Consider the following 18,079-nt stretch of genomic DNA (forward strand, 5'->3'; position numbering starts at 1 on the left):
AGTCTGCTGGTGCATTCAATGGAGAGGCAGGTCCTGATGGGTACGGTCGACGGTGCGGGCGTAGTGGTCACAGGGGCGGGCGGCGGTATCGGCGCGGCACTGGCCCGCAGGTTCGTGGCGGAAGGCGCGCGGGTCGTGGTCAACGACCTGGACGCGGCCAAGGCGAAGGCGGTGGCCGTCGAGATCGGTGCCACGGCCGTTCCCGGGGACGCGTCGGAAATCGTGGACGCCGCGCGTGACGCGCTCGACGGGCGTGTCGACGTCTACTGCGCGAACGCCGGCCTCGGCTCGCCCGGTGACCCCTTCGCCGACGAGGCGGTCTGGGCCGCCGCCTGGGACGTCAATGTGATGGCGCACGTCCGCGCGGCCCGTGCGCTGCTGCCCGACTGGCTGGAGCGCGGTGAGGGACGGTTCGTCTCCACCGTCTCGGCGGCCGGGCTGCTGACCATGATCGGCGCGGCTCCGTACAGCGTCACCAAGCACGGCGCGCTCGCCTTCGCCGAATGGCTCTCGCTGACCTACCGTCACCGGGGAGTCAAGGTCCATGCGATCTGCCCGCAGGGGGTGAGGACCGACATGCTGACCTCGGCTGGCTCCGCGGGAAGTCTCGTGCTCGCGCCGACCGCGATCGAACCCGAGGACGTCGCCGACGCGCTCCTCGAAGCCATCGGCACCGACCGCTTCCTGGTCCTCCCGCACCCCGAGGTGGCCGGCTACTACCAGGCCAGGGCTGCCGACCCGGACCGCTGGATCGGCAACATGAATCACCTCCAGCAGAAGTGGGAGGCCGGGCGGTGAGCGGGTCCATCTACGCGGCGAAGCCGTGGATCTCCCAGCTCAGCGAGGCGCAGCGCCGACCGGTGAACCCGGCTGCCAGCCTGGTGCACGCATTCCGCGAGACGCTCGCCCGGGTGCCGGACCGTCATGCGCTCGCCTACTTCGACGGACGGCTGACCTACCGGGAGACCGACGAACTATCCGATTCGGTCGCCGGACATCTCGCGGCCCGCGGTGTGGCCCGCGGCGACCGGGTCGCGGTCATGCTGCAGAACACCCCGCACTTCGTGCTGGCGCTGCTCGGTGCCTGGAAGGCCGGGGCCACCGTCGTCCCGCTCAACCCGATGTACAAGTCGGCCGAGGTCGGCCATGCCCTGAGCGATTCCGGCGCCGTCGCGCTGATCTGTTCCGACCGTGCCTGGGACTCCTATCTCCGGGACACCGCCGCGGCCTCCCCGGTGCGGTTCGCGCTCACCGCCTGCGAGCGCGACCTGCAGACCCGTGACGACGCACGCGTCCTCGGCTTCGAGCGGCTGCCACCGGCCGACGACGCCGACGATCTGGTGGCGGTGGCCCGCCAGGGCCTCCCCGCCCCCGCCGGGCGCGACCCGCTGGCCACGGACATCGCGCTGATCAGCTACACCTCGGGCACCAGCGGTACCCCCAAGGGGGCCATGAACTCCCACGCCAACATCATGGTCAACGCCGAACGCCAGCGCACCGGCCATCCCATCGCCGAGGGGGCCGCCTACTTCGCCCTGGCGCCGCTCTTCCACATCACCGGAATGGTCTGCGAACTCGCCGCCTGCCTCACCAACGCGGGCACCCTGGTGCTGGCCTACCGCTTCCAGCCCGGCGTGGTGCTCGACGCCTTCGCGGAGCACCGCCCCGCGTACACCGTCGGTCCCTCGACGGCATTCATGGCGCTGGCCGCCGACCCGTCGGTCACCCCGGAGCACTTCGCCTCCTTCGAGGTGATCTCGTCGGGCGGCGCCCCGCTGCCGCCCGCGCTGGTCGAGAAGTTCCGTGCCGGGTTCGGCCCCTACATCCGCAACGGCTACGGGCTCACCGAGTGCACCGCGCCGTGCGCCTCGGTGCCGCCCGAGAAGGAAGCCCCCGTCGACCCCGTCTCCGGGACGCTCTCGGTGGGGGTTCCCGGCCCGGACACGGTGGTGCGCATAGTCGACCTGAAGGGCGAGGAGGTCCCCTTCGGCGAACAGGGGGAGATCGTGGTGCGCGGCCCGCAGGTCGTCTCCGGCTACTGGCGCCGCCCGGAAGCCACCGCCGAGACCTTCCCGGACGGCGAACTGCGCACCGGGGACATCGGTTTCATGGACCAGGACGGCTGGCTCTATGTCGTCGACCGGATGAAGGACATGATCAACGCCTCCGGTTTCAAGGTCTGGCCGCGCGAGGTCGAGGACGTTCTCTACACCCACCCCGCGGTCCGCGAGGCGGCCGTGGTGGGCATTCCCGACGCCTACCGCGGAGAGTCGGTCAAGGCCTACGTGAGCCTGCGTCCCGGCGAGACCGTGCAGCCAGGGGATCTTGCCGCGTACTGCAAGGAGCGCCTTGCCGCGTACAAGTATCCGCACGAGGTGGAGATCCTGCCGGAGCTGCCGAAGACGACGAGTGGGAAGATCCTGAGGCGGGAACTGCGTTCTCAGCACTGAGACGGGTTCCGACACGCACACGCACGGAGGGAAGGTGGCGGCGATGGCAGCCAGGACGACCGACGGGAACGGTATCCCCGTTCCCCAGCGGCTGCTGGCCGCCGCCACCCGGCTCTTCGCGGAACGGGGCTACGACCGGACGTCCGTGCAGGAGATCGTCGAGGCGGCGGGCGTCACCAAGGGCGCCCTCTATCACTACTTCGGCTCCAAGGAGGACCTCCTCCAGGAGGTCTACGCCCGGGTCCTGCGACTTCAGCAGGACCGGCTCGACGCGTACGCCGGCGCTGACGCGCCCGTCGAGCAGCGGCTCCGTGAGGCTGCCGCGGACGTGGTCGTCACCACCATCGAGAATCTCGACGACGCGGCGATCTTCTTCCGCTCCATGCACCATCTGAGTCCGGAGAAGAACAAGCAGGTGCGGGTGGAGCGGCGCCGCTATCACGAGCGGTTCCGTGCGCTGGTCGAAGAGGGACAGCAGGACGGGGTGTTCTCTATCGCGACCCCCGCCGATCTGGTGGTGGACTACCACTTCGGTTCGGTCCATCACCTGTCGACCTGGTACCGCCCCGACGGTCCGCTCACGCCCCAGCAGGTGGCCGACCACCTGGCGGATCTGCTGCTCAGGGCGCTGCGGCCGTAGAGCATCCGGCTCGCGAAGGGGCGGGGATCGCGAAGGGGCGGGGAGAACACTCCCCGCCCCTTCCCCCGTCGTCTAGAGGTACTTCTTCAGTTCACGCCGGGCCAGCGACCGCTGATGCACCTCGTCCGGCCCGTCCGCCAGCTTCAGCGTCCGTGCTCCGGCCCAGAGTTCGGCGAGCGGGAAGTCCTGGCTCACGCCGCCCGCGCCGTGCAGCTGCACCGCATGGTCGATGATGTCGATGACCGCACGCGGGGTGGCGATCTTGATGGACTGGATCTCGGTGTGGGCGCCGCGGTTGCCCACCGTGTCCATCAGCCAGGCGGTCTTCAGTACCAGCAACCGCAACTGCTCGACCGTGACGCGGGCGTCGGCGATCCAGTTCTGCACGACGCCCTGCTGGGCCAGCGGCTTGCCGAACGCCTCGCGGGACACCGCACGCCGGCACATCAGCTCGATCGCGCGTTCGGCCATCCCGATCAGCCGCATGCAGTGGTGGATCCGGCCGGGGCCCAGACGGGCCTGGGCGATGGCGAACCCACCGCCCTCCTCGCCGATCAGATTCGACACCGGTACCCGCACGTTGTCGAAGACCACCTCGGCGTGACCGCCGTGGTAGTGGTCCTCGTAGCCGTACACCTGCATCGCGCGACGGACCTCGAGGCCGGCGGTGTCGCGCGGAACCAGGATCATCGACTGCTGGCGCCGGACATCCGCCCCGTCCGGGTCGGTCTTGCCCATCACGATGAAGATCTTGCAGTCGGGATTCATCGCCCCCGAGATGTACCACTTGCGGCCGTTGATGACGTACTCGTCACCGCTGCGCTCGATCCGGGTCTCGATGTTCGTCGCATCCGACGAGGCCACATCGGGCTCGGTCATCGCGAACGCGGAGCGGATCTCACCGGCCAGCAACGGCTCGAGCCACTGCTTCTTCTGCTGCTGCGAGGCGAACTGGAACAGCACCTCCATGTTCCCGGTGTCGGGGGCCGCGCAGTTCAGCGCCGTCGGGGCGAGCTGCGGGGAGCGGCCGGTGATCTCCGCCAGTGGTGCGTACTGCAGGTTGGTCAGCCCCGCGCCGTACTCCGCGTCGGGAAGGAAGAGATTCCACAGTCCCTGCCTGCGCGCCTCGGCCTTCAGCTCGTCCACCACGGCCGGGGTGTCCCAGGGGGAGTCGAGCTTCGCCCGCTGCTCGTGGGCGACGGCCTCGGCCGGCAGGACATGCTCGTCCATGAAGGCGAGAAGCCTGCCGCGCAGCTCTTCGGTGCGCGCGTCGAATGCGAAGTCCATGGGGTGTTCAGCCTTCCTGGAGGGTGGTGAGGCCGTGCTCGATGAAGACCGGCACGAGGCCGCCGATCTGGTCGAAGCCGGCGCCGACGGTCTGGCCGAGGGTGTACCGGTAGTGGATGCCCTCGAGAATCACGGCGAGCTTGAACCAGGCGAACGCGGTGTACCAGGCGATCGCCGCGGTGTCCCGCCCGGAGCGGGCCGCGTACCGCTCGATCAGTTCGGCGGGGGAGGGGTGGCCCGCTGCGCCGCTGGTGGTGGAGACCGGGGATCCGGGGATGCCGAGGTCGGAGCTGTACATCACCAGCAGGCCCAGGTCGGTCAGCGGATCACCGAGAGTCGACATCTCCCAGTCCAGGATCGCGTTGATCCGGTCGTCGTCGCCGAGCAGCACGTTGTCGAGCCGGTAGTCGCCGTGCACCACGGTGGCGGCGGGGGATTCGGGCAGCTCCCGGCCGAGTGCCGCGTGCAGCTCGTCGATGCCGGCCAGGTCACGGTTGCGCGAGGCGTCGAGCTGCTTGCCCCAGCGGCGCAGCTGTCGGTCCAGGAAGCCTTCGGGACGGCCGAAGTCGCCGAGTCCGACGGCCGCCGGATCGACGGCATGCAGGTCGACGAGGGTGTCGACCAGGCCGAGGACCGCCGCCCGGGTGCGCTCGGGGCCGAGAGGCGCCAGCTGGTCCGCGGTCCGGTAGGGGGTGCCCTCCACGAACTCCATGACGTAGAACGGCGAGCCGGTCACCGACTCGTCCTCGCACAGCAGCACGGGTTCCGGTACCGGGACACCCGTCGGGTGCAGTGCGCTGATCACCCGGAATTCGCGGGCCATGTCATGCGCCGTGGCCAGGACGTGGCCCAGCGGAGGCCTGCGGACGACCCAGCGGCCGGTCCCGTCGGTGACGGAGTACGTCAGATTGGACCGGCCGCCCTCGATGAGTCTGGCGCTGAGCGGTCCGTTCACCAGCCCAGGACGCTCACGGTCGAGATGACCGCGCAGCGCCTCGGGGTCGATGCCTGGTGGTTGGACTGTGCTCATGGGGGGCACCTCCGTGCTAAAGACAGCTCATGTCCGGAACGTATCCGCCCATCATGCCGACCAGTCGGTATGTCGTCCACCCCCGGGCGGCGCTATGCGTGGCACGCCACAGGGACGCCACCGTTCATCTGCGCCATATCGCCGAAAATGAGCACCGGATCGAGCGGTGATCCCTCTGGCAGCCCGTCCAGTTCCGCGTAGGCACGGTGCAGGTTCGCCACCAGCCGTTCGCTCTCCCTCAGCTCCGCGAATGCCCCGAGATCCGTTCGGCGGGCCGTCTCCAGCGGGCTGAGACCGTCGGCCCGGCCCTCCTCGGCGGCAGCGGCGACGAAACGCAGGTACCGCTCGGTCGCATCGAAGGCGGATGGGTCGGTGACCGGGCCGTGACCTGGAACGACGGTCTCGGCGCCGAGACCGCGCAGCATGCGCAGCGCGCGCAGCGAGCCGCTGAGGGATCCCATCGGGATGAAGGGGGTGCCGCCCTGGAAGACCAGATCGCCGGTGAAGACGATCCGCTGCCCGGGGAGATGGACCACGGTGTCGCCGATGGTGTGCGCCACCCCCGGGTGGATGAGCCGCACCTCGGTCCCGCCCACATGCACGGTGAGGCGCTCGCTGTAGGTGAGATCGGGAGGGGTGATGCTGACGTCCCCGAAGTCGGTCTGCGGCCACATCAGATGCAACTGGCGTCCGGCGGCGAGCACCTCGGCGCGGCAGGCGTCGTGACCGATGACGGTCGCCTCCGGCCGGAACACGCTGTTGCCGTAGGTGTGGTCGCCGTGATGGTGCGTGTTGACGACGGTCCGGGGCAGCGGCACCCCGGCGGCCTGCACCGCCTCGCGCAGCGCATCGGCGCGTCGCAGCGTCGCCGCCGTGTCGACAAGGAGAGTCGAACCGCCGTCGCTGATGAACCCGGCGTTGTTGATGCACCATCCGCCGTCCGGCTGGACGTAGGCATGCACCTCCGGCGCGAGACGTGTCGTGTACGGATCCCCTGCGGTCATCGAAGCCCCTTCCGGCCCGGTCAACTGATCCGGATCACCCAATCAGTTGTCAGGTGCGCCCGGAACGGCGGGGCAGCCGGGCCGCTCGGCCGCGGGGCTGCCCGGCCCGTGCCTGGCGGCCGGCGGCCGTCAGCCGCTTCCGGTCCGTTCCGGGTCCGGCCGTGCGACAGCCCCGGAACGGATTCCTCCGCCCGCCCGGTTGCGCAAGACCATGGGGGGCAAGAGGCTCATAGGTATGAAGGCGATCAGTTACCGCGGTTACGGCGGCCCCGATGTCCTGGAGTACGGCGAGCGTCCCGAGCCCAAGGTGGGGCCCGATTCGGTGCTGGTGAAGGTACGGGCAGCGGCCGTCAATCCCGTCGATGTGAAGGCCCGTGAGGGCCATCTCGACGGGGCGCTCGACACCGTCTTCCCGGTGATTCCCGGCTGGGACGTCGCCGGAGTGGTGGTGCAGCCCGGCCCTGCCGCGCCCGAGTTCGCGGTCGGTGACGAGGTCATGGGCTATGTGCGCGAGGACTTCCTGTCCCGCGGCACGTTCGCCGAATACGTGGCCGCCCCGGTGCGCACGCTGGCCAGGAAGCCGCTGCGGCTGTCCTTCGAGGAGGCGGCCGGACTGCCGCTGGCCGGGCTCACGGCGTACCAGGTGCTCAGGGCGCTGGAGATCCGCTCGGACGACACGGTCCTCGTCCACGCGGCGGCGGGCGGCGTCGGTTCCCTCGCCGTGCAGTTGGCCCTGCACAACGGCGCGCGGGTCATCGGCACCGCGAGCGAGCGCAACCACGAGTACCTGCGGGCGCTGGGGGCGGAGCCGGTGACTTACGGGGAGGGACTCGCCGACCGGGTGCGGGCCCTGGCACCCGGCGGCATCGACGCGGTGTTCGACACCATCGGCGGCGACACCCTGCGCACGTCGGCCAACCTGCTCGCCCCGGAGGGCCGGCTCGCCTCCATCGTCGACGGGGAGGTGATCGCGCTCGGCGGCCGCTATGTCTTCGTACGCCCGGACCCGCTGGATCTTCATGTGCTCGGCGAACTGGCCGACCAGGGTGTGATCACCGTGCATGTGGACCGGGTCTTCCCTCTGGAACAGACAGCCGATGCCCACAGGCTGAGCGCGGAGGGCCGGACCCGGGGCAAGATCGTCGTCGCTGTCGACTGGGAAGCCCCCTGAGGGCTGTCAGGTCGTCCCCGGCGGGCGCCGGGGCAGCCCTCAGCGGACGATCACCGCGCCGAACACGGCGAGGACCACCGGGCAGGCCGCCGCCAGCAGAGCCCCTCGCACCGCCATCGTCCGGGGCTCGGGCGTGTCGCCCACCGTCCGCATCCGGTGGTGGGCGACACTCAGAAAGCTGAGCCAGATCAGCACACAGACCGCCCCGACGGCGATGTCGCGTGCCGTGGTGCGCTCGTGGAGCGCCTGCCGGCCGGCCAGCAGGGCAGCCACCGCGAAGGACAGCGTGGTACGCCGCCAGGCCAGCCGGGTCCGCTCCGGCTGCAGCCCGGGATCCCGGGCGGTCATGTGCCGGCCAGCCCGAGAACCACCACCACGACCATCGCCACCGCGACGAACCCGACGGCGAGGCTGAGCACGGTGGGAAAGCGGGAGACGGGCAGCGCCTCGCCCTGTCGCATGGCCTGTTCGCAGCGCACCCAGTGGTTGACGGCCCGCAGGGAGCACAGCACCCCGGAGCCGAGCAGTGCGAGCGCCAGGCCGACGCGGATGCCCCAGGGCAGGTCCGGCAGGAACTGGTCCACGGCGAACCCTCCGCCGATCAGCGCCAGGGCGGTGCGGATCCACGCCAGAAAGGTGCGCTCATTGGCGAGCGAGAAGCGGTAGTCGGGGGTGTGGCCCTCCTCCCGGATCCGCTCGGGAGCGAACCAGAGCCGGACACTCTGCATCAAGTCGATCACCCGCTCGACCTTAGCCGGGTGTCATTGCCCGGAGCGGAGCGCCCTGAACCGCTCGTACGCTGCACGTCCGTCGGGCACCCATTCCCAGTCGCCGAGCCTGTGCTCCAGCTCCTGCTCGGAGAGGAAGCCGTGCCAGGCCACCTCCTCGGCCTGGGGGTGCACCGGCAGCTCGCACCTGACCTCGTACACCCGGGACCACCAGCCCTGCCCCGACCCCCGGTAGAGGAACGAGAACAGGGGGTCGGGGGCCGGCAGCCCGGATACCCCGAGCTCCTCCTGGGCCTCACGCAGCGCGGCCTCGTCGTAGGACTCGCCGGCGCCGACCACCCCGCCGACGAACATGTCGTGGAGCGAGGGGAAGACCAGCTTCACCGGTGTACGGCGGTGGACGAAGATGCGGTCCTCCGCGTCGCGGGCCAGGACGAACACACAGCGGTGCAGCAGCCCCTTCGCGTAGACCTCGCCGCGTGACGCCTGTCCGATCACCCGGTCGGACGCATCGACCACATCGAGGATCTCGTCGGCGGGAGACGCGGAGGGCGGGGAGGCGCTGGAGGGGGCGGGAGTCATGCCGCCATCCTCTCCCGTGATGTGCGGCCGGTCCCTGGCGGCATCGCCGGATGGATTCCCAGCAGCACGATCCCGGCGACCACCGCGGCCAGGCCCGCCGCCTGCCAGGCCAGCGCTCCGGTGTCGGTACGCAGCCGGTCGCCCAGGAATCCGACGCCGCAGGCGATCCCGGCCAGCGGCTGGGCGGCCGTCAGCGCGGGCAGCGACATCCTCAGCGGCGCGGTCTCGAAGGCGCTCTGCACCAGGAGGAGGCCGCTCACGCCGAGAACCACCACCGCGTACGGCTGCCACCCGGTGCTCAGCGCGGTCCAGCCGCCGTCGCCGAAGCGCTGCCCGCTGATCCGGGTCAGCGCGTCCTGGAGCCCGTACAGCAGCCCGGCGGCCAGCGCGAGCAGCGCGGGGCCCCAGCTCAGCCGGGTCCGCCGGGCGCAGACCGTGAGCAGCACCGCGGTCCCGGCGACCACCCCGATGATCAGCCAGTGCCTGAGCGGATTGACCGTCGCCGTACCGCCCTGCGGCTGACCCGCCACGATGAACGCGGAGACCCCGCCGGCCAGCAGGGCGAGCCCGCCCCAGCCCTGTCTGCCGAGCGGCTGTCCTGTCTGGCGGCGGGACAGCGCCATGGCGAAGAGCAGATTCGTCGCGAGCAGCGGCTCGACCAGTGACACCTCGCCATGGCTCAGCGCGAGTGCCCCGAGCACCATCCCGCACACCATGAGTCCGATCCCGAAGAGCCAGCGCGGTATCCGTACGAGGTCCAGCAGCAGGCGCAGGGACAGGAAGTCGCTGAGCGGGGCGCTCTGTGCGGCGTTCTGCTGCAGCACGAACCCGAAGCCGAGGCAGCAGGCCGCACCGACGGAGAGCGCGAGAACCAGGACCGACACGTGATCTACCTCAAGACCGGCCAAAGGGGGCAGGTACTCGGTGACGATAGCGCCTGCACAGACGCCCGCACCATCGCACGCCCCGAGCGGAACGGTTGACGCGGACACGGTACGTACCGAAGATCTGACTCACTAGTAACCTGGCAGGGATGGGGCTCATGGCGTACGACGCTGATGTGATCGTGATCGGGGCCGGCCTCGCCGGTCTGGTCGCCACCGCCGAACTGGTCGACGCGGGGAAGAGAGTGATTCTCCTCGACCAGGAACCCGAGCAGTCGATCGGCGGGCAGGCGCACTGGTCCTTCGGCGGTCTCTTCTTCGTGGACTCGCCGGAGCAGCGCCGCTTCCGCATCAAGGACAGCCGTGAGCTGGCCATGCAGGACTGGCTGGGCACAGCAGGCTTCGACCGCGCGGAGGACCACTGGCCCCGCCGCTGGGCCGAGGCCTACGTCGACTTCGCCTCCGGCGAGAAGCGGGCCTGGCTGCACCGGCAGGGGATGCGATTCTTCCCGGTCGTCGGCTGGGCCGAGCGGGGCGGGTACGAGGCGACCGGGCACGGGAATTCGGTGCCGCGCTTCCACATCACCTGGGGCACCGGGCCAGGTGTCGTCGAGCCGTTCGAGCGGCGGGTGCGGGACGGTGTGGCGCGCGGACTGGTGCAGCTCGGATTCCGCCACCGGGTGACCGGCCTCACCGGCACGGACGGAGCGGTGGACACGGTGACCGGCGAGGTGCTGGAGGCGAGCGGCGCGGAGCGTGGCACGGCGAGCAGCCGGGAGGTCACCGGCAGCTTCGAGCTCAGGGCGCAGGCGGTGATCATCACCTCCGGCGGGATCGGCGGCAACCACGATCTCGTACGGGCCCAGTGGCCCGAACGGCTCGGCACTCCGCCGGAGCACATGCTCTCCGGAGTGCCCGCACACGTCGACGGGCTGATGCTCGGCATCGCCGAGGCGGCGGGCGGCCGCCAGATCAACCGTGACCGGATGTGGCACTACACCGAGGGAATCCAGAACTGGAATCCGATCTGGGCCAAGCACGGCATCCGGATTCTGCCCGGCCCCTCGTCCCTCTGGTTCGATGCCCGGGGCAAGCGCCTTCCGGTGCCGCTCTTCCCCGGCTTCGACACCCTCGGCACGCTCGACCACATCATGAAGTCGGGCCACGACTACACCTGGTTCGTCCTCGACCAGCGGATCATCGGCAAGGAGTTCGCGCTGTCGGGCTCCGAGCAGAACCCGGACCTGACCGGGAAGTCGGTCCGTGGCGTCATCGGCCGGGCGCGAGCGGAGGTTCCCGCTCCGGTCAAGGCGTTCATGGACCATGGTGCGGACTTCGTCGTCGAGAAGGATCTGGCCTCTCTGGTGCGGGGCATGAACGCACTCACCGAGGAGCCGCTCATCGACGAGGCCGCACTGCGCCGGGAGATCGTCGCCCGCGACCGGGAGATCACCAACCCCTTCACCAAGGACCTCCAGGTGATGTCGATCCGCGGTGCCCGCAAGTACCTCGGCGACAAGCTCATCCGTACGGCTTCCCCGCACCGCATCCTGGATCCCGGCGCGGGACCGCTGATCGCGGTCAAGCTGCACATCGTGACCCGGAAGTCGCTCGGCGGCCTGGAAACGGATCTCTCGTCCCGGGTCCTCACGGATGGCGGAGAGCCGCTGGCCGGGGTGTACGCGGCGGGAGAGGCGGCGGGATTCGGGGGCGGCGGTGTGCACGGGTACCGGTCGCTCGAGGGCACCTTCCTCGGCGGGTGCATCTTCTCGGGGCGGACGGCGGGGAGGGCCGCGGCGCAAGCAGTCGGCTGACCCGGTGCCCGGCGGGCGGGGGGCCGGGCAGCGGAGGGGCGTGGAACCGGTCCGGTGCCGGGCGAGGGGACCGGATCTGCCCGGCGCCCGGCTACAACCGCTCGACCACCCGGAACCGCTCCGCCACCACCTTGGTCTCGTCGTCCACGGTGAACTCCGTGTTCCCCAGGGCCACTCGCATCTCCTCGCTGTGCCAGAAGCGTTCGTGGCCCGCCCGCCACTCGGCGACCGTCGCATAACCCTCGCCCTCGTCGAGCGCGTGCTGGAGATCGACATCACCCAGCCGCAGCACCCGTACCTCCACCACCTCGAGTACGGCGATCTCACGGCCGTTCGAATCGATCAGGGCCGAGCGTTCGCCCACCGGGGGAAGCTCCTCCCGCTCGGCCTCGTACTCGGCGAGCAGACCGGTCGTCGAGACCTTCTCGCCGCTGAGCACGGCGTTCACCAGTTGATCGCGCAACGGGCCGGGGAAGGCGAGCAGACAGGGCTTGAGCGGTTCGCGGTTCTCCATGCTGATCAGGGTACGCAGGACGGGTAAAGCATTGCCGCGCAAAGGGAGTTGAGGTGACACTCAGCCCGGTCGGGCCTTGACGTGGAGCCATCACTACCGCTTTGCTGTGCGTGATCATTGCTTCCGGCGCCCTAGAGGAACCCCGCGGATGCCTCCTCTCCTCGGCCGCTCCCGTAAACGGGGCGGCCAGCTCGCCGATCCGGCCCTCGACGACTCCGAACTCTCGGACGTGCGTGCTCAGCTGGCGCAGGGGCGCTGGGTCAGGGTCAGCTCTCTGCTCACCTCGACCGCCGACGACTGGGACCGCCGCGGGCACCGGCTCGTCGTGCTGGCCGAAGGACAGAGCTCGGCCGCCTGGGCGCGGGACTGGCTGCTCGCCGAGCCGGAGAGTGCCGACGCGGCGGCGCTGCTCGCCTGTGCCACGGTGATGCGGGCACTGCACGGCAAGGACACCGAGGACCGGGCGCGTGAACTGTGCCGCGATGCGGCCAAGCTGGCGCCGGCCGATCCCACACCGTGGCTCGGCCTGCTGATCCTCGCCCGGAGCCGGGGTACCGAGGAGGAGGTCGTCCGCCTCTTCGACGAAGTCCGCTCGCGGCATCCCGAGCACCACCACGCCCATCATCTGATGGCCGCGCGGCTGGCGGAACGCCAGCCCGATTCGGGCCAGGACCCGCTCCACGAGGTGTACGACTTCGCGGCCTGGGCCGCCGAACAGGCGCCGGCCGACTCGCCGCTCGCCGTCCTTCCCGTGGTCGCTCATGCCGAGCGCTACCGCGTGCTCGCCACAGCGGGCTCCGAACCGTCCGATCCCGCACGCTCCGAACACTGGACAGGACGCCGGGCCCGGCAGGTGATGAAGACGGCCTTCGACTGGTGGCTGGAGTGGGAGAGCGAGGAGCACCCTCGCAACCGCATAGATCTGAACTTCCTCGCCCACGCGAAGTACTGCGGCGGACGTCACGCCGAAGCGGCGGCGCTCTTCCACCGCATCGGGCAGCACGTCACCCCAGCTCCCTGGTCGTATCCCGACCGGGACCCGTATCAGGCCTTCAGCGCCGCGCGCAGCGTCGCGCTCGGCTCCATGTAATTCCTCACCGAAGGGACCGACCCGCCATGTCGACGGGCAGTTCGAGCACGAGCGAGATCAGCGAGATCAGAACGTTCAAGGGTCAGGAACAGGCGCTGCGGGCGGGGCGGTTGGGGACGGCGGGGCTGTTGCTCTCCGTGCTCGCGGCGAGTGCGCCACTGATGGTCGTCGCGGGTGTCATGCCCACGATCTTCGGGCTGATGGGAATCGTCGGACAGCCGATCCTGTACGTCATCCTGGCCGTCGTGCTCGCGCTCTTCAGCGTCGGTTACGCCGAGATGAGCAGGCATGTCCACAACGCGGGCGCCTTCTACGCCTACATAGCCCGCGGACTCGGCGCGACCGCAGGGGCGAGCGCCTCCTTCGTCGCGCTGGTCGCCTACAGCGCCATGCAGGTCGGCATCTACGGCATCTTCGGCTTCGAGGTGTCCAATCTCTTCGCCACCTATCTGAGCACTCAACTCGCCTGGTGGATACCGGCGCTGGTGTCGGTCGCGGTGGTCGGCGTGCTCTCCTGGCTGAAGATCGACCTGAACGCCAAGGTGCTCGGTGTGCTGCTGCTCATCGAGTGTGTTCTGGTGGTCGTCTTCGATGTGGCCGCGGTCGCCGACCCCGCCAAGGAGGGGATCTCGCTGCACGCCTTCAACCCCGACACGCTCACCGGGGCGGGCTTCGGCACGGCGCTCTGCTTCTGCATCGCCGCGTTCGTGGGATTCGAACAGGCGCCGGTGTACGCCGAGGAGACCAGCCGTCCGCAGATCGTCGTCCGCCGGGTCATGTTCCTGGCCATCGGATTCGTGGCACTGTTCTTCGCGATCAGCTCCTGGGCGCTGACCCTCGCTGCCGGGCCGTCCGCGATCAACGCGCAGGCCGGAAAGCTCGGCCCGGGACTTCTGTTCGGGCTCAGCGAGGGAATTCTCGGCAAGTCCTTCACCGACGTCCTCCATGTCCTCTTCGTGACCGGCATGTTCGCGGCGATGCTGAGCTTCCACAACGTCGTCGCCCGGTACGCCTTCGCGATGGGCCGCGAAGGCCTGCTGCCCGCCGCGTTCGGACGTACGAACAAGTCCAGCGGTGCACCGGGGACCGGATCGCTGCTGCAGACCGTGATCTCCCTGGTCGTGGTCATCGCCTTCGCGGTGACCGACCACCATCCGGCCGGTGACCCGACAGCGCCCGTGCTGCACCTCTTCACCTGGATGGGCAACATCGGCGCCCTCGGCATCATCCTGCTGATGGCCGCGGCGTCCGTCGCCGTCATCGCCTTCTTCACGGGGCGCGGCGCGGGCCGTTCGCAGGCCTGGCGGCTGATCGCCTCGGGCCTGGCCTGCCTGGCCCTGCTGACCATCGCCGTTCTCACCGTCAAGGACTTCGATGTCCTGGTCGGCGCGGGCCCCGGCTCCGTCCTGAGCTGGCTGCTGCCCGGCATCATCGGCCTGACGCTGGCCGGCGGCCTGGTGTACGGCCTGGTGCTGCGCTCGGCGAGGCCGGATGTGCATGCCCGGATCGGGCTCGGCAACGAGGCCTTCCAGCTCGACAAGGCCGCGGAGGCGCAGGCAGCGAACATATGACGAGTTTCTGACGGGCACCCGCGGCCGCTGGCTTCCGGCGGCCGCGAGTGCTCGAATCGAGGGGTGAACGCAGAACACCCCGATCCTGAAGGGTCCGGCCGCGAGGATCCCGGCGCCCCGCCGCCGGACCTGGACGGATCCCCCGTCGGCCGCCGCCTGGTACTTGGCATGCTCGGCCTCGGCGCAGCGGGGCTGGTCACCGCGCCGTACATCCAGCGCGGAGTGGACGCCGCGCTGGGAGCGGTGGCGGGCAAGGACCCCACCGGGCTCACCGGCCTGCTGCCCAACGGCGGCGGATTCCGTTACTACTCGGTCACCTCGTCCGTACCGCACAAGGGCACCGGCTCCTACCGGCTGTCCGTCGACGGGCTGGTGGACAGGCCCACCACCTACACCCTCGACGCGCTGCGCGGGCTCCCGCAGACCCGCCTGGTCCGGGATGTGCAGTGTGTCACAGGATGGCGCGTCCCCGGCACCCCCTTCGAGGGGGTGAGGCTCTCCCGGCTGCTGGACGCTGCGGGGGTGCGCAAGGGTGCGGGCGCGATCCGGTTCACCTGCTTCGACGGCGCGTACAGCGAGAGCCTCACACTCGACCAGGCGCGCCGGGCGGACGTACTGGTGGCTCTGAAGATGCAGGACAGACCGGTCAGCCACAACCACGGCGGTCCCGTCCGCCTCTACGTCGCCCCCATGTACTTCTACAAGTCGGCGAAATGGCTTTCCGGTATCACCGTCACCAAGGGTGTGGAACCGGGGTACTGGGAGGAGCGCGGCTATGACATCGACGCCTGGGTCGGCAAGTCCAACGGACGCGACGACCACCCCACGGCCTGACCTGCACCGCTTCACCCGCTCCGTGCGGTGGGCGCACCGCTCGACAGCCGGTCTGATGCTGGTGTGCATCGCGTCGGCGGCCTGTCTGTACGTACCCCAGTTCGCGGAGCTGGTCGGCCGCCGCTTCCTGGTGGTCACCGTGCACGAGTGGTCGGGCCTGCTGCTCCCCGTGCCGGTCCTGCTCGGCCTGGTGTCCCGGGCGCTGCGGGCCGATCTGGGACGGCTGAACCGCTTCGCCTCCTACGACCGCGCCTGGCTCCGCTCGGCTCTGCGCAGGGACGGCTCACCGCGCACCGCGGGCAAGTTCAACGGTGGTCAGAAGATCTACGCCGGCTGGATCGCGGGGGCGTCGCTTGTGATGCTCGGCACCGGCCTGCTGATGTGGTTCACCCATCTGACACCGCTGGTGTGGCGGACCAGCGCCACCTTCATCCACGACTGGCTGTCCCTGGCGGTCGGCGTGGTGATCGCCGGACATGTGGGAATGGCTCTCGGAGATCCCGAGGCGCGCAGGGGGATGCGGACCGGTCAGGTGCGGCGGGGGTGGGCCGAGCGCGAGCATCCACTGTGGCTCGACGAGGACTGAGGGCCTCGGGCGCCGTCCCGTGCCCGCCCGGTGCCCCGCTCAGGTTCCGAAGTCGAGCAGCACCTTGCACGACTGCCCCCGGTCCTGGGCCAGTGCGAAGGCCTCGCCGGCCCGCTCCACCGGCACCACCGCGCTGACCAGGGCGTCGAATGACGCCTCCCGGCCGAGCAGCGCGATGGCCTCGTCGAACTCCGTGTCGAAGCGCAGCGCTCCCCGCAGCTCGATCTCGCGGCTCACCACCAGGTTCCCGGCGAACGGGCTCCTGCCCGGGGGCAGCATGCCGAGCTGCACCACCACACCGCCACGCCGGATGGAGTGCAGACAGGTGTCGAGGCCGCCGGCCGAACCGGACGCCTCGATCGCCACGTCCACCTCGTCCGGCCGGCCGGGGTCCGCAGGATCGTCCGCGCGCACCAGCGTGGTCGCACCGGCGGCCGACGCGAACCTGAGGGCCCGCGGGAGCAGATCGGTGACGGTCACGGCCGCCGCACCGGCCGCCCTCAGAGCGGCGACCACCAGACAGCCGATCGGCCCCGCCCCGGTGACCAGTACATGCCTGTCCAGGACCGGCCCTGCCCTGCGGACCGCGTGCAGGGCCACCGACAGCGGTTCGGCGAGTGCGGCCCTGCGCAGAGCAAGCCCTTCGGGGAGGGCCCTCAGCTGGGCCGCGGGCACGGCCACCCGGGAGGCGAAGCCGCCCTGGACGTGCGGCATACGGGCCGCGCTGCCCAGATAGCGGGTGTCCCGGCAGACATGGGCACGGCCGTCCAGACACTCGGGGCAACGCGCGCACGGGGTCGCCGGATGCACCGCCACCGGGGTGCCGGCAGCGGGGCCGTCCGCCCCCGCGCCGTACGAGTGGACCGTGCCGACGATCTCGTGCCCGAGCACCATCGGCTCGCGGAGCAGGAAGTCACCGACGCCGCCGTGGCGCCAGTAGTGCAGATCGGATCCGCACACCCCGCCGTACCGCACCGCCACGACGGCCTGTCCGGGTCCCGCCACCGGCTCGGGCAGCTCGTCCACCCGGAGGTCGCCGGCTCCGTGGATCACACATCCGCGCATCACAGCACACTCGTCATTCCGCCGTCGACATACAGAATCTGGCCGCTCACGAAGTCGGAGGCGGGGGAGGCGAGAAAGAGTACGCCGCCCACCAGGTCCCCGGTGGTTCCCCAGCGTCCGGCCGGGGTCCTGCCGCGCACCCAGGAGCTGAACTCCTCGTCCTCCACCAGCGGCCGGGTCAGCTCGGTGTCGATGTACCCGGGGCCGAGGCCGTTGACCTGGATGCCGTACGGCCCCCAGTCGGCGCACATGCCCTTGGTGAGCATCTTCAGCGCGCCCTTGGTGGCGGCGTAGGGGGCGATGCCCGGGCGTACCACCTCGCTCTGCAGTGAGCAGATGTTGATGATCTTTCCGTGCCCGCGCCCGGTCATCCGCCGGGCCGCCTCGCGGCCCACCAGAAAGGCACTGGTGAGATTGGTGTTCACGATCCGGTGCCAGTCGGATTCGGTGAATTCCAGCAGGGGTGCGCGCAGTTGCATGCCCGCGTTGTTGACCAGGATGTCGAGCGGTCCCGCCTGCTCCTCGGCCTCGGCGACGCCGGCGGCGACGGAGGGCCCGTCGGTGACATCGAAGACCGCGGTACGCACCGTGCCTCCGGCGTCCGCCAGTTCCCCGGCAGCGGTCTTCAGCCGGTCCTCGTCACGGCCGTTGATCACGACCGTGCAGCCCGCTTCGAGCAGCCCCCGGGCGAGGTCGAGCCCGATGCCACGGCTGGATCCGGTGACCAGCGCGGTGCGGCCGCTGACGTCGAACAACGGATGTGTCATGTCGGATGCGCTCCTTGGACGGCGGGCCGCCGGTGGGGTGGCGGGCAGGTCTGCCCACAGCA

19 protein-coding genes are annotated in these 18,079 nt (G+C 70.3%); 9 read left to right on the forward strand and 10 right to left on the reverse strand.

Annotation, left to right across the window (positions count from 1 at the left end):
• The first annotated feature begins 36 nt into the window (after positions 1-36).
• The 3 genes from OHS16_RS25705 to OHS16_RS25715 are packed head-to-tail and all read left to right on the forward strand — an operon-like array spanning position 37 to position 3,090.
• Positions 37-798 carry an SDR family oxidoreductase gene (locus OHS16_RS25705; protein ID WP_328540985.1) on the forward strand — a complete coding sequence of 254 codons (762 nt, stop codon included), beginning with the start codon at positions 37-39 and terminating at the stop codon, positions 796-798.
• Positions 795-2,450: a class I adenylate-forming enzyme family protein gene (locus OHS16_RS25710; protein WP_328539616.1), complete on the forward strand. Its 1,656-nt coding sequence runs from the start codon at positions 795-797 to the stop codon at positions 2,448-2,450. The genes OHS16_RS25705 and OHS16_RS25710 overlap by 4 nt, the downstream gene beginning before the upstream one ends.
• Positions 2,451-2,493: 43 nt before the next feature.
• On the forward strand, positions 2,494-3,090 hold the full coding sequence (locus OHS16_RS25715) for a TetR/AcrR family transcriptional regulator (RefSeq protein ID WP_328539617.1): 597 nt from the start codon (positions 2,494-2,496) through the stop codon (positions 3,088-3,090).
• A 72-nt stretch (positions 3,091-3,162) separates the two neighbouring features.
• Here the strand turns inward: OHS16_RS25715 and OHS16_RS25720 are convergent, their stop codons facing one another.
• From OHS16_RS25720 to OHS16_RS25730, 3 genes are all read right to left on the reverse strand, one after another.
• Positions 3,163-4,377: an acyl-CoA dehydrogenase family protein gene (locus OHS16_RS25720; protein ID WP_328539618.1), complete on the reverse strand. Its 1,215-nt coding sequence runs from the start codon at positions 4,375-4,377 to the stop codon at positions 3,163-3,165.
• A 7-nt stretch (positions 4,378-4,384) separates the two neighbouring features.
• Positions 4,385-5,407, reverse strand: a complete 1,023-nt coding sequence (locus OHS16_RS25725; RefSeq protein WP_328539619.1) for a phosphotransferase family protein — start codon at positions 5,405-5,407, stop codon at positions 4,385-4,387.
• A 92-nt stretch (positions 5,408-5,499) separates the two neighbouring features.
• Complete coding sequence (locus OHS16_RS25730; RefSeq protein ID WP_328539620.1) at positions 5,500-6,411, reverse strand: MBL fold metallo-hydrolase; 912 nt, start codon at positions 6,409-6,411, stop codon at positions 5,500-5,502.
• Between the two features lie 235 nt (positions 6,412-6,646).
• On the opposite strand from OHS16_RS25730, the gene OHS16_RS25735 reads away from it, so the two are divergent.
• Positions 6,647-7,582, forward strand: coding sequence for an NADP-dependent oxidoreductase (locus OHS16_RS25735; protein ID WP_328539621.1), 936 nt, complete (start codon positions 6,647-6,649; stop codon positions 7,580-7,582).
• Between the two features lie 39 nt (positions 7,583-7,621).
• Here OHS16_RS25735 and OHS16_RS25740 read toward each other — a convergent pair whose 3' ends face one another.
• The 4 genes from OHS16_RS25740 to OHS16_RS25755 are packed head-to-tail and all read right to left on the reverse strand — an operon-like array spanning position 7,622 to position 9,776.
• Positions 7,622-7,930, reverse strand: a complete 309-nt coding sequence (locus OHS16_RS25740; RefSeq protein WP_328539622.1) for a DUF202 domain-containing protein — start codon at positions 7,928-7,930, stop codon at positions 7,622-7,624.
• Positions 7,927-8,310 (reverse strand): YidH family protein, encoded by a 384-nt coding sequence (locus OHS16_RS25745; protein WP_443042794.1) that lies wholly within the window; start codon positions 8,308-8,310, stop codon positions 7,927-7,929. The genes OHS16_RS25740 and OHS16_RS25745 overlap by 4 nt, the downstream gene beginning before the upstream one ends.
• 33 nt (positions 8,311-8,343) lie before the next feature.
• Positions 8,344-8,892 carry an NUDIX hydrolase gene (locus OHS16_RS25750; protein WP_328539624.1) on the reverse strand — a complete coding sequence of 183 codons (549 nt, stop codon included), beginning with the start codon at positions 8,890-8,892 and terminating at the stop codon, positions 8,344-8,346.
• Positions 8,889-9,776 carry a DMT family transporter gene (locus tag OHS16_RS25755; protein ID WP_328539625.1) on the reverse strand — a complete coding sequence of 296 codons (888 nt, stop codon included), beginning with the start codon at positions 9,774-9,776 and terminating at the stop codon, positions 8,889-8,891. The genes OHS16_RS25750 and OHS16_RS25755 overlap by 4 nt, the downstream gene beginning before the upstream one ends.
• Positions 9,777-9,934: 158 nt before the next feature.
• Between OHS16_RS25755 and OHS16_RS25760 the strand changes: the two genes are divergently transcribed.
• Entirely contained in the window at positions 9,935-11,590 is a 1,656-nt protein-coding gene (locus OHS16_RS25760; protein ID WP_328539626.1) for an FAD-binding dehydrogenase, read from the forward strand.
• 91 nt (positions 11,591-11,681) lie between these two features.
• On the opposite strand, the gene OHS16_RS25765 is transcribed toward OHS16_RS25760, so the two are convergent.
• On the reverse strand, positions 11,682-12,104 hold the full coding sequence (locus tag OHS16_RS25765; RefSeq protein WP_328539627.1) for an ASCH domain-containing protein: 423 nt from the start codon (positions 12,102-12,104) through the stop codon (positions 11,682-11,684).
• 148 nt (positions 12,105-12,252) lie between these two features.
• Between OHS16_RS25765 and OHS16_RS25770 the strand changes: the two genes are divergently transcribed.
• The 4 genes from OHS16_RS25770 (at position 12,253) to OHS16_RS25785 (ending at position 16,185) form a co-directional block, all read left to right on the forward strand.
• Positions 12,253-13,194, forward strand: coding sequence for a hypothetical protein (locus tag OHS16_RS25770; RefSeq protein ID WP_328539628.1), 942 nt, complete (start codon positions 12,253-12,255; stop codon positions 13,192-13,194).
• A gap of 26 nt (positions 13,195-13,220) precedes the next feature.
• Complete coding sequence (locus tag OHS16_RS25775; protein WP_328539629.1) at positions 13,221-14,765, forward strand: APC family permease; 1,545 nt, start codon at positions 13,221-13,223, stop codon at positions 14,763-14,765.
• Positions 14,766-14,828: 63 nt separating this feature from the next.
• Positions 14,829-15,599, forward strand: coding sequence for a molybdopterin-dependent oxidoreductase (locus OHS16_RS25780; protein WP_443042696.1), 771 nt, complete (start codon positions 14,829-14,831; stop codon positions 15,597-15,599).
• Positions 15,541-16,185 carry a cytochrome b/b6 domain-containing protein gene (locus tag OHS16_RS25785; RefSeq protein ID WP_328539630.1) on the forward strand — a complete coding sequence of 215 codons (645 nt, stop codon included), beginning with the start codon at positions 15,541-15,543 and terminating at the stop codon, positions 16,183-16,185. The genes OHS16_RS25780 and OHS16_RS25785 overlap by 59 nt, the downstream gene beginning before the upstream one ends.
• 39 nt (positions 16,186-16,224) lie before the next feature.
• Here the strand turns inward: OHS16_RS25785 and OHS16_RS25790 are convergent, their stop codons facing one another.
• Complete coding sequence (locus OHS16_RS25790; RefSeq protein WP_328539631.1) at positions 16,225-17,250, reverse strand: L-idonate 5-dehydrogenase; 1,026 nt, start codon at positions 17,248-17,250, stop codon at positions 16,225-16,227.
• Positions 17,250-18,017 (reverse strand): SDR family oxidoreductase, encoded by a 768-nt coding sequence (locus OHS16_RS25795; RefSeq protein WP_328539632.1) that lies wholly within the window; start codon positions 18,015-18,017, stop codon positions 17,250-17,252. Before OHS16_RS25795 ends, OHS16_RS25790 begins: the two co-directional genes overlap by 1 nt.
• Positions 18,018-18,079 lie beyond the last annotated feature (62 nt).

The sequence above is a fragment of the Streptomyces sp. NBC_00344 genome (genome assembly GCF_036088315.1).
Lineage (GTDB): Bacteria > Actinomycetota > Actinomycetes > Streptomycetales > Streptomycetaceae > Streptomyces.

Excerpts from the sequence above, each read along its gene's own strand:
- OHS16_RS25705 (WP_328540985.1), top strand. The coding sequence starts at position 37 with ATGGGTACGGTCGACGGTGCGGGCGTAGTGGTCACAGGGGCGGGCGGC.
- OHS16_RS25725 (WP_328539619.1), bottom strand. The coding sequence starts at position 5,407 with ATGAGCACAGTCCAACCACCAGGCATCGACCCCGAGGCGCTGCGCGGT.
- OHS16_RS25740 (WP_328539622.1), bottom strand. The coding sequence starts at position 7,930 with ATGACCGCCCGGGATCCCGGGCTGCAGCCGGAGCGGACCCGGCTGGCC.
- OHS16_RS25720 (WP_328539618.1), bottom strand. The coding sequence starts at position 4,377 with ATGGACTTCGCATTCGACGCGCGCACCGAAGAGCTGCGCGGCAGGCTT.
- OHS16_RS25770 (WP_328539628.1), top strand. The coding sequence starts at position 12,253 with ATGCCTCCTCTCCTCGGCCGCTCCCGTAAACGGGGCGGCCAGCTCGCC.
- OHS16_RS25765 (WP_328539627.1), bottom strand. The coding sequence starts at position 12,104 with ATGGAGAACCGCGAACCGCTCAAGCCCTGTCTGCTCGCCTTCCCCGGC.
- OHS16_RS25790 (WP_328539631.1), bottom strand. The coding sequence starts at position 17,250 with ATGCGCGGATGTGTGATCCACGGAGCCGGCGACCTCCGGGTGGACGAG.
- OHS16_RS25750 (WP_328539624.1), bottom strand. The coding sequence starts at position 8,892 with ATGACTCCCGCCCCCTCCAGCGCCTCCCCGCCCTCCGCGTCTCCCGCC.
- OHS16_RS25745 (WP_443042794.1), bottom strand. The coding sequence starts at position 8,310 with ATGCAGAGTGTCCGGCTCTGGTTCGCTCCCGAGCGGATCCGGGAGGAG.
- OHS16_RS25760 (WP_328539626.1), top strand. The coding sequence starts at position 9,935 with ATGGCGTACGACGCTGATGTGATCGTGATCGGGGCCGGCCTCGCCGGT.
- OHS16_RS25715 (WP_328539617.1), top strand. The coding sequence starts at position 2,494 with ATGGCAGCCAGGACGACCGACGGGAACGGTATCCCCGTTCCCCAGCGG.
- OHS16_RS25730 (WP_328539620.1), bottom strand. The coding sequence starts at position 6,411 with ATGACCGCAGGGGATCCGTACACGACACGTCTCGCGCCGGAGGTGCAT.
- OHS16_RS25735 (WP_328539621.1), top strand. The coding sequence starts at position 6,647 with ATGAAGGCGATCAGTTACCGCGGTTACGGCGGCCCCGATGTCCTGGAG.
- OHS16_RS25795 (WP_328539632.1), bottom strand. The coding sequence starts at position 18,017 with ATGACACATCCGTTGTTCGACGTCAGCGGCCGCACCGCGCTGGTCACC.
- OHS16_RS25775 (WP_328539629.1), top strand. The coding sequence starts at position 13,221 with ATGTCGACGGGCAGTTCGAGCACGAGCGAGATCAGCGAGATCAGAACG.
- OHS16_RS25785 (WP_328539630.1), top strand. The coding sequence starts at position 15,541 with ATGACATCGACGCCTGGGTCGGCAAGTCCAACGGACGCGACGACCACC.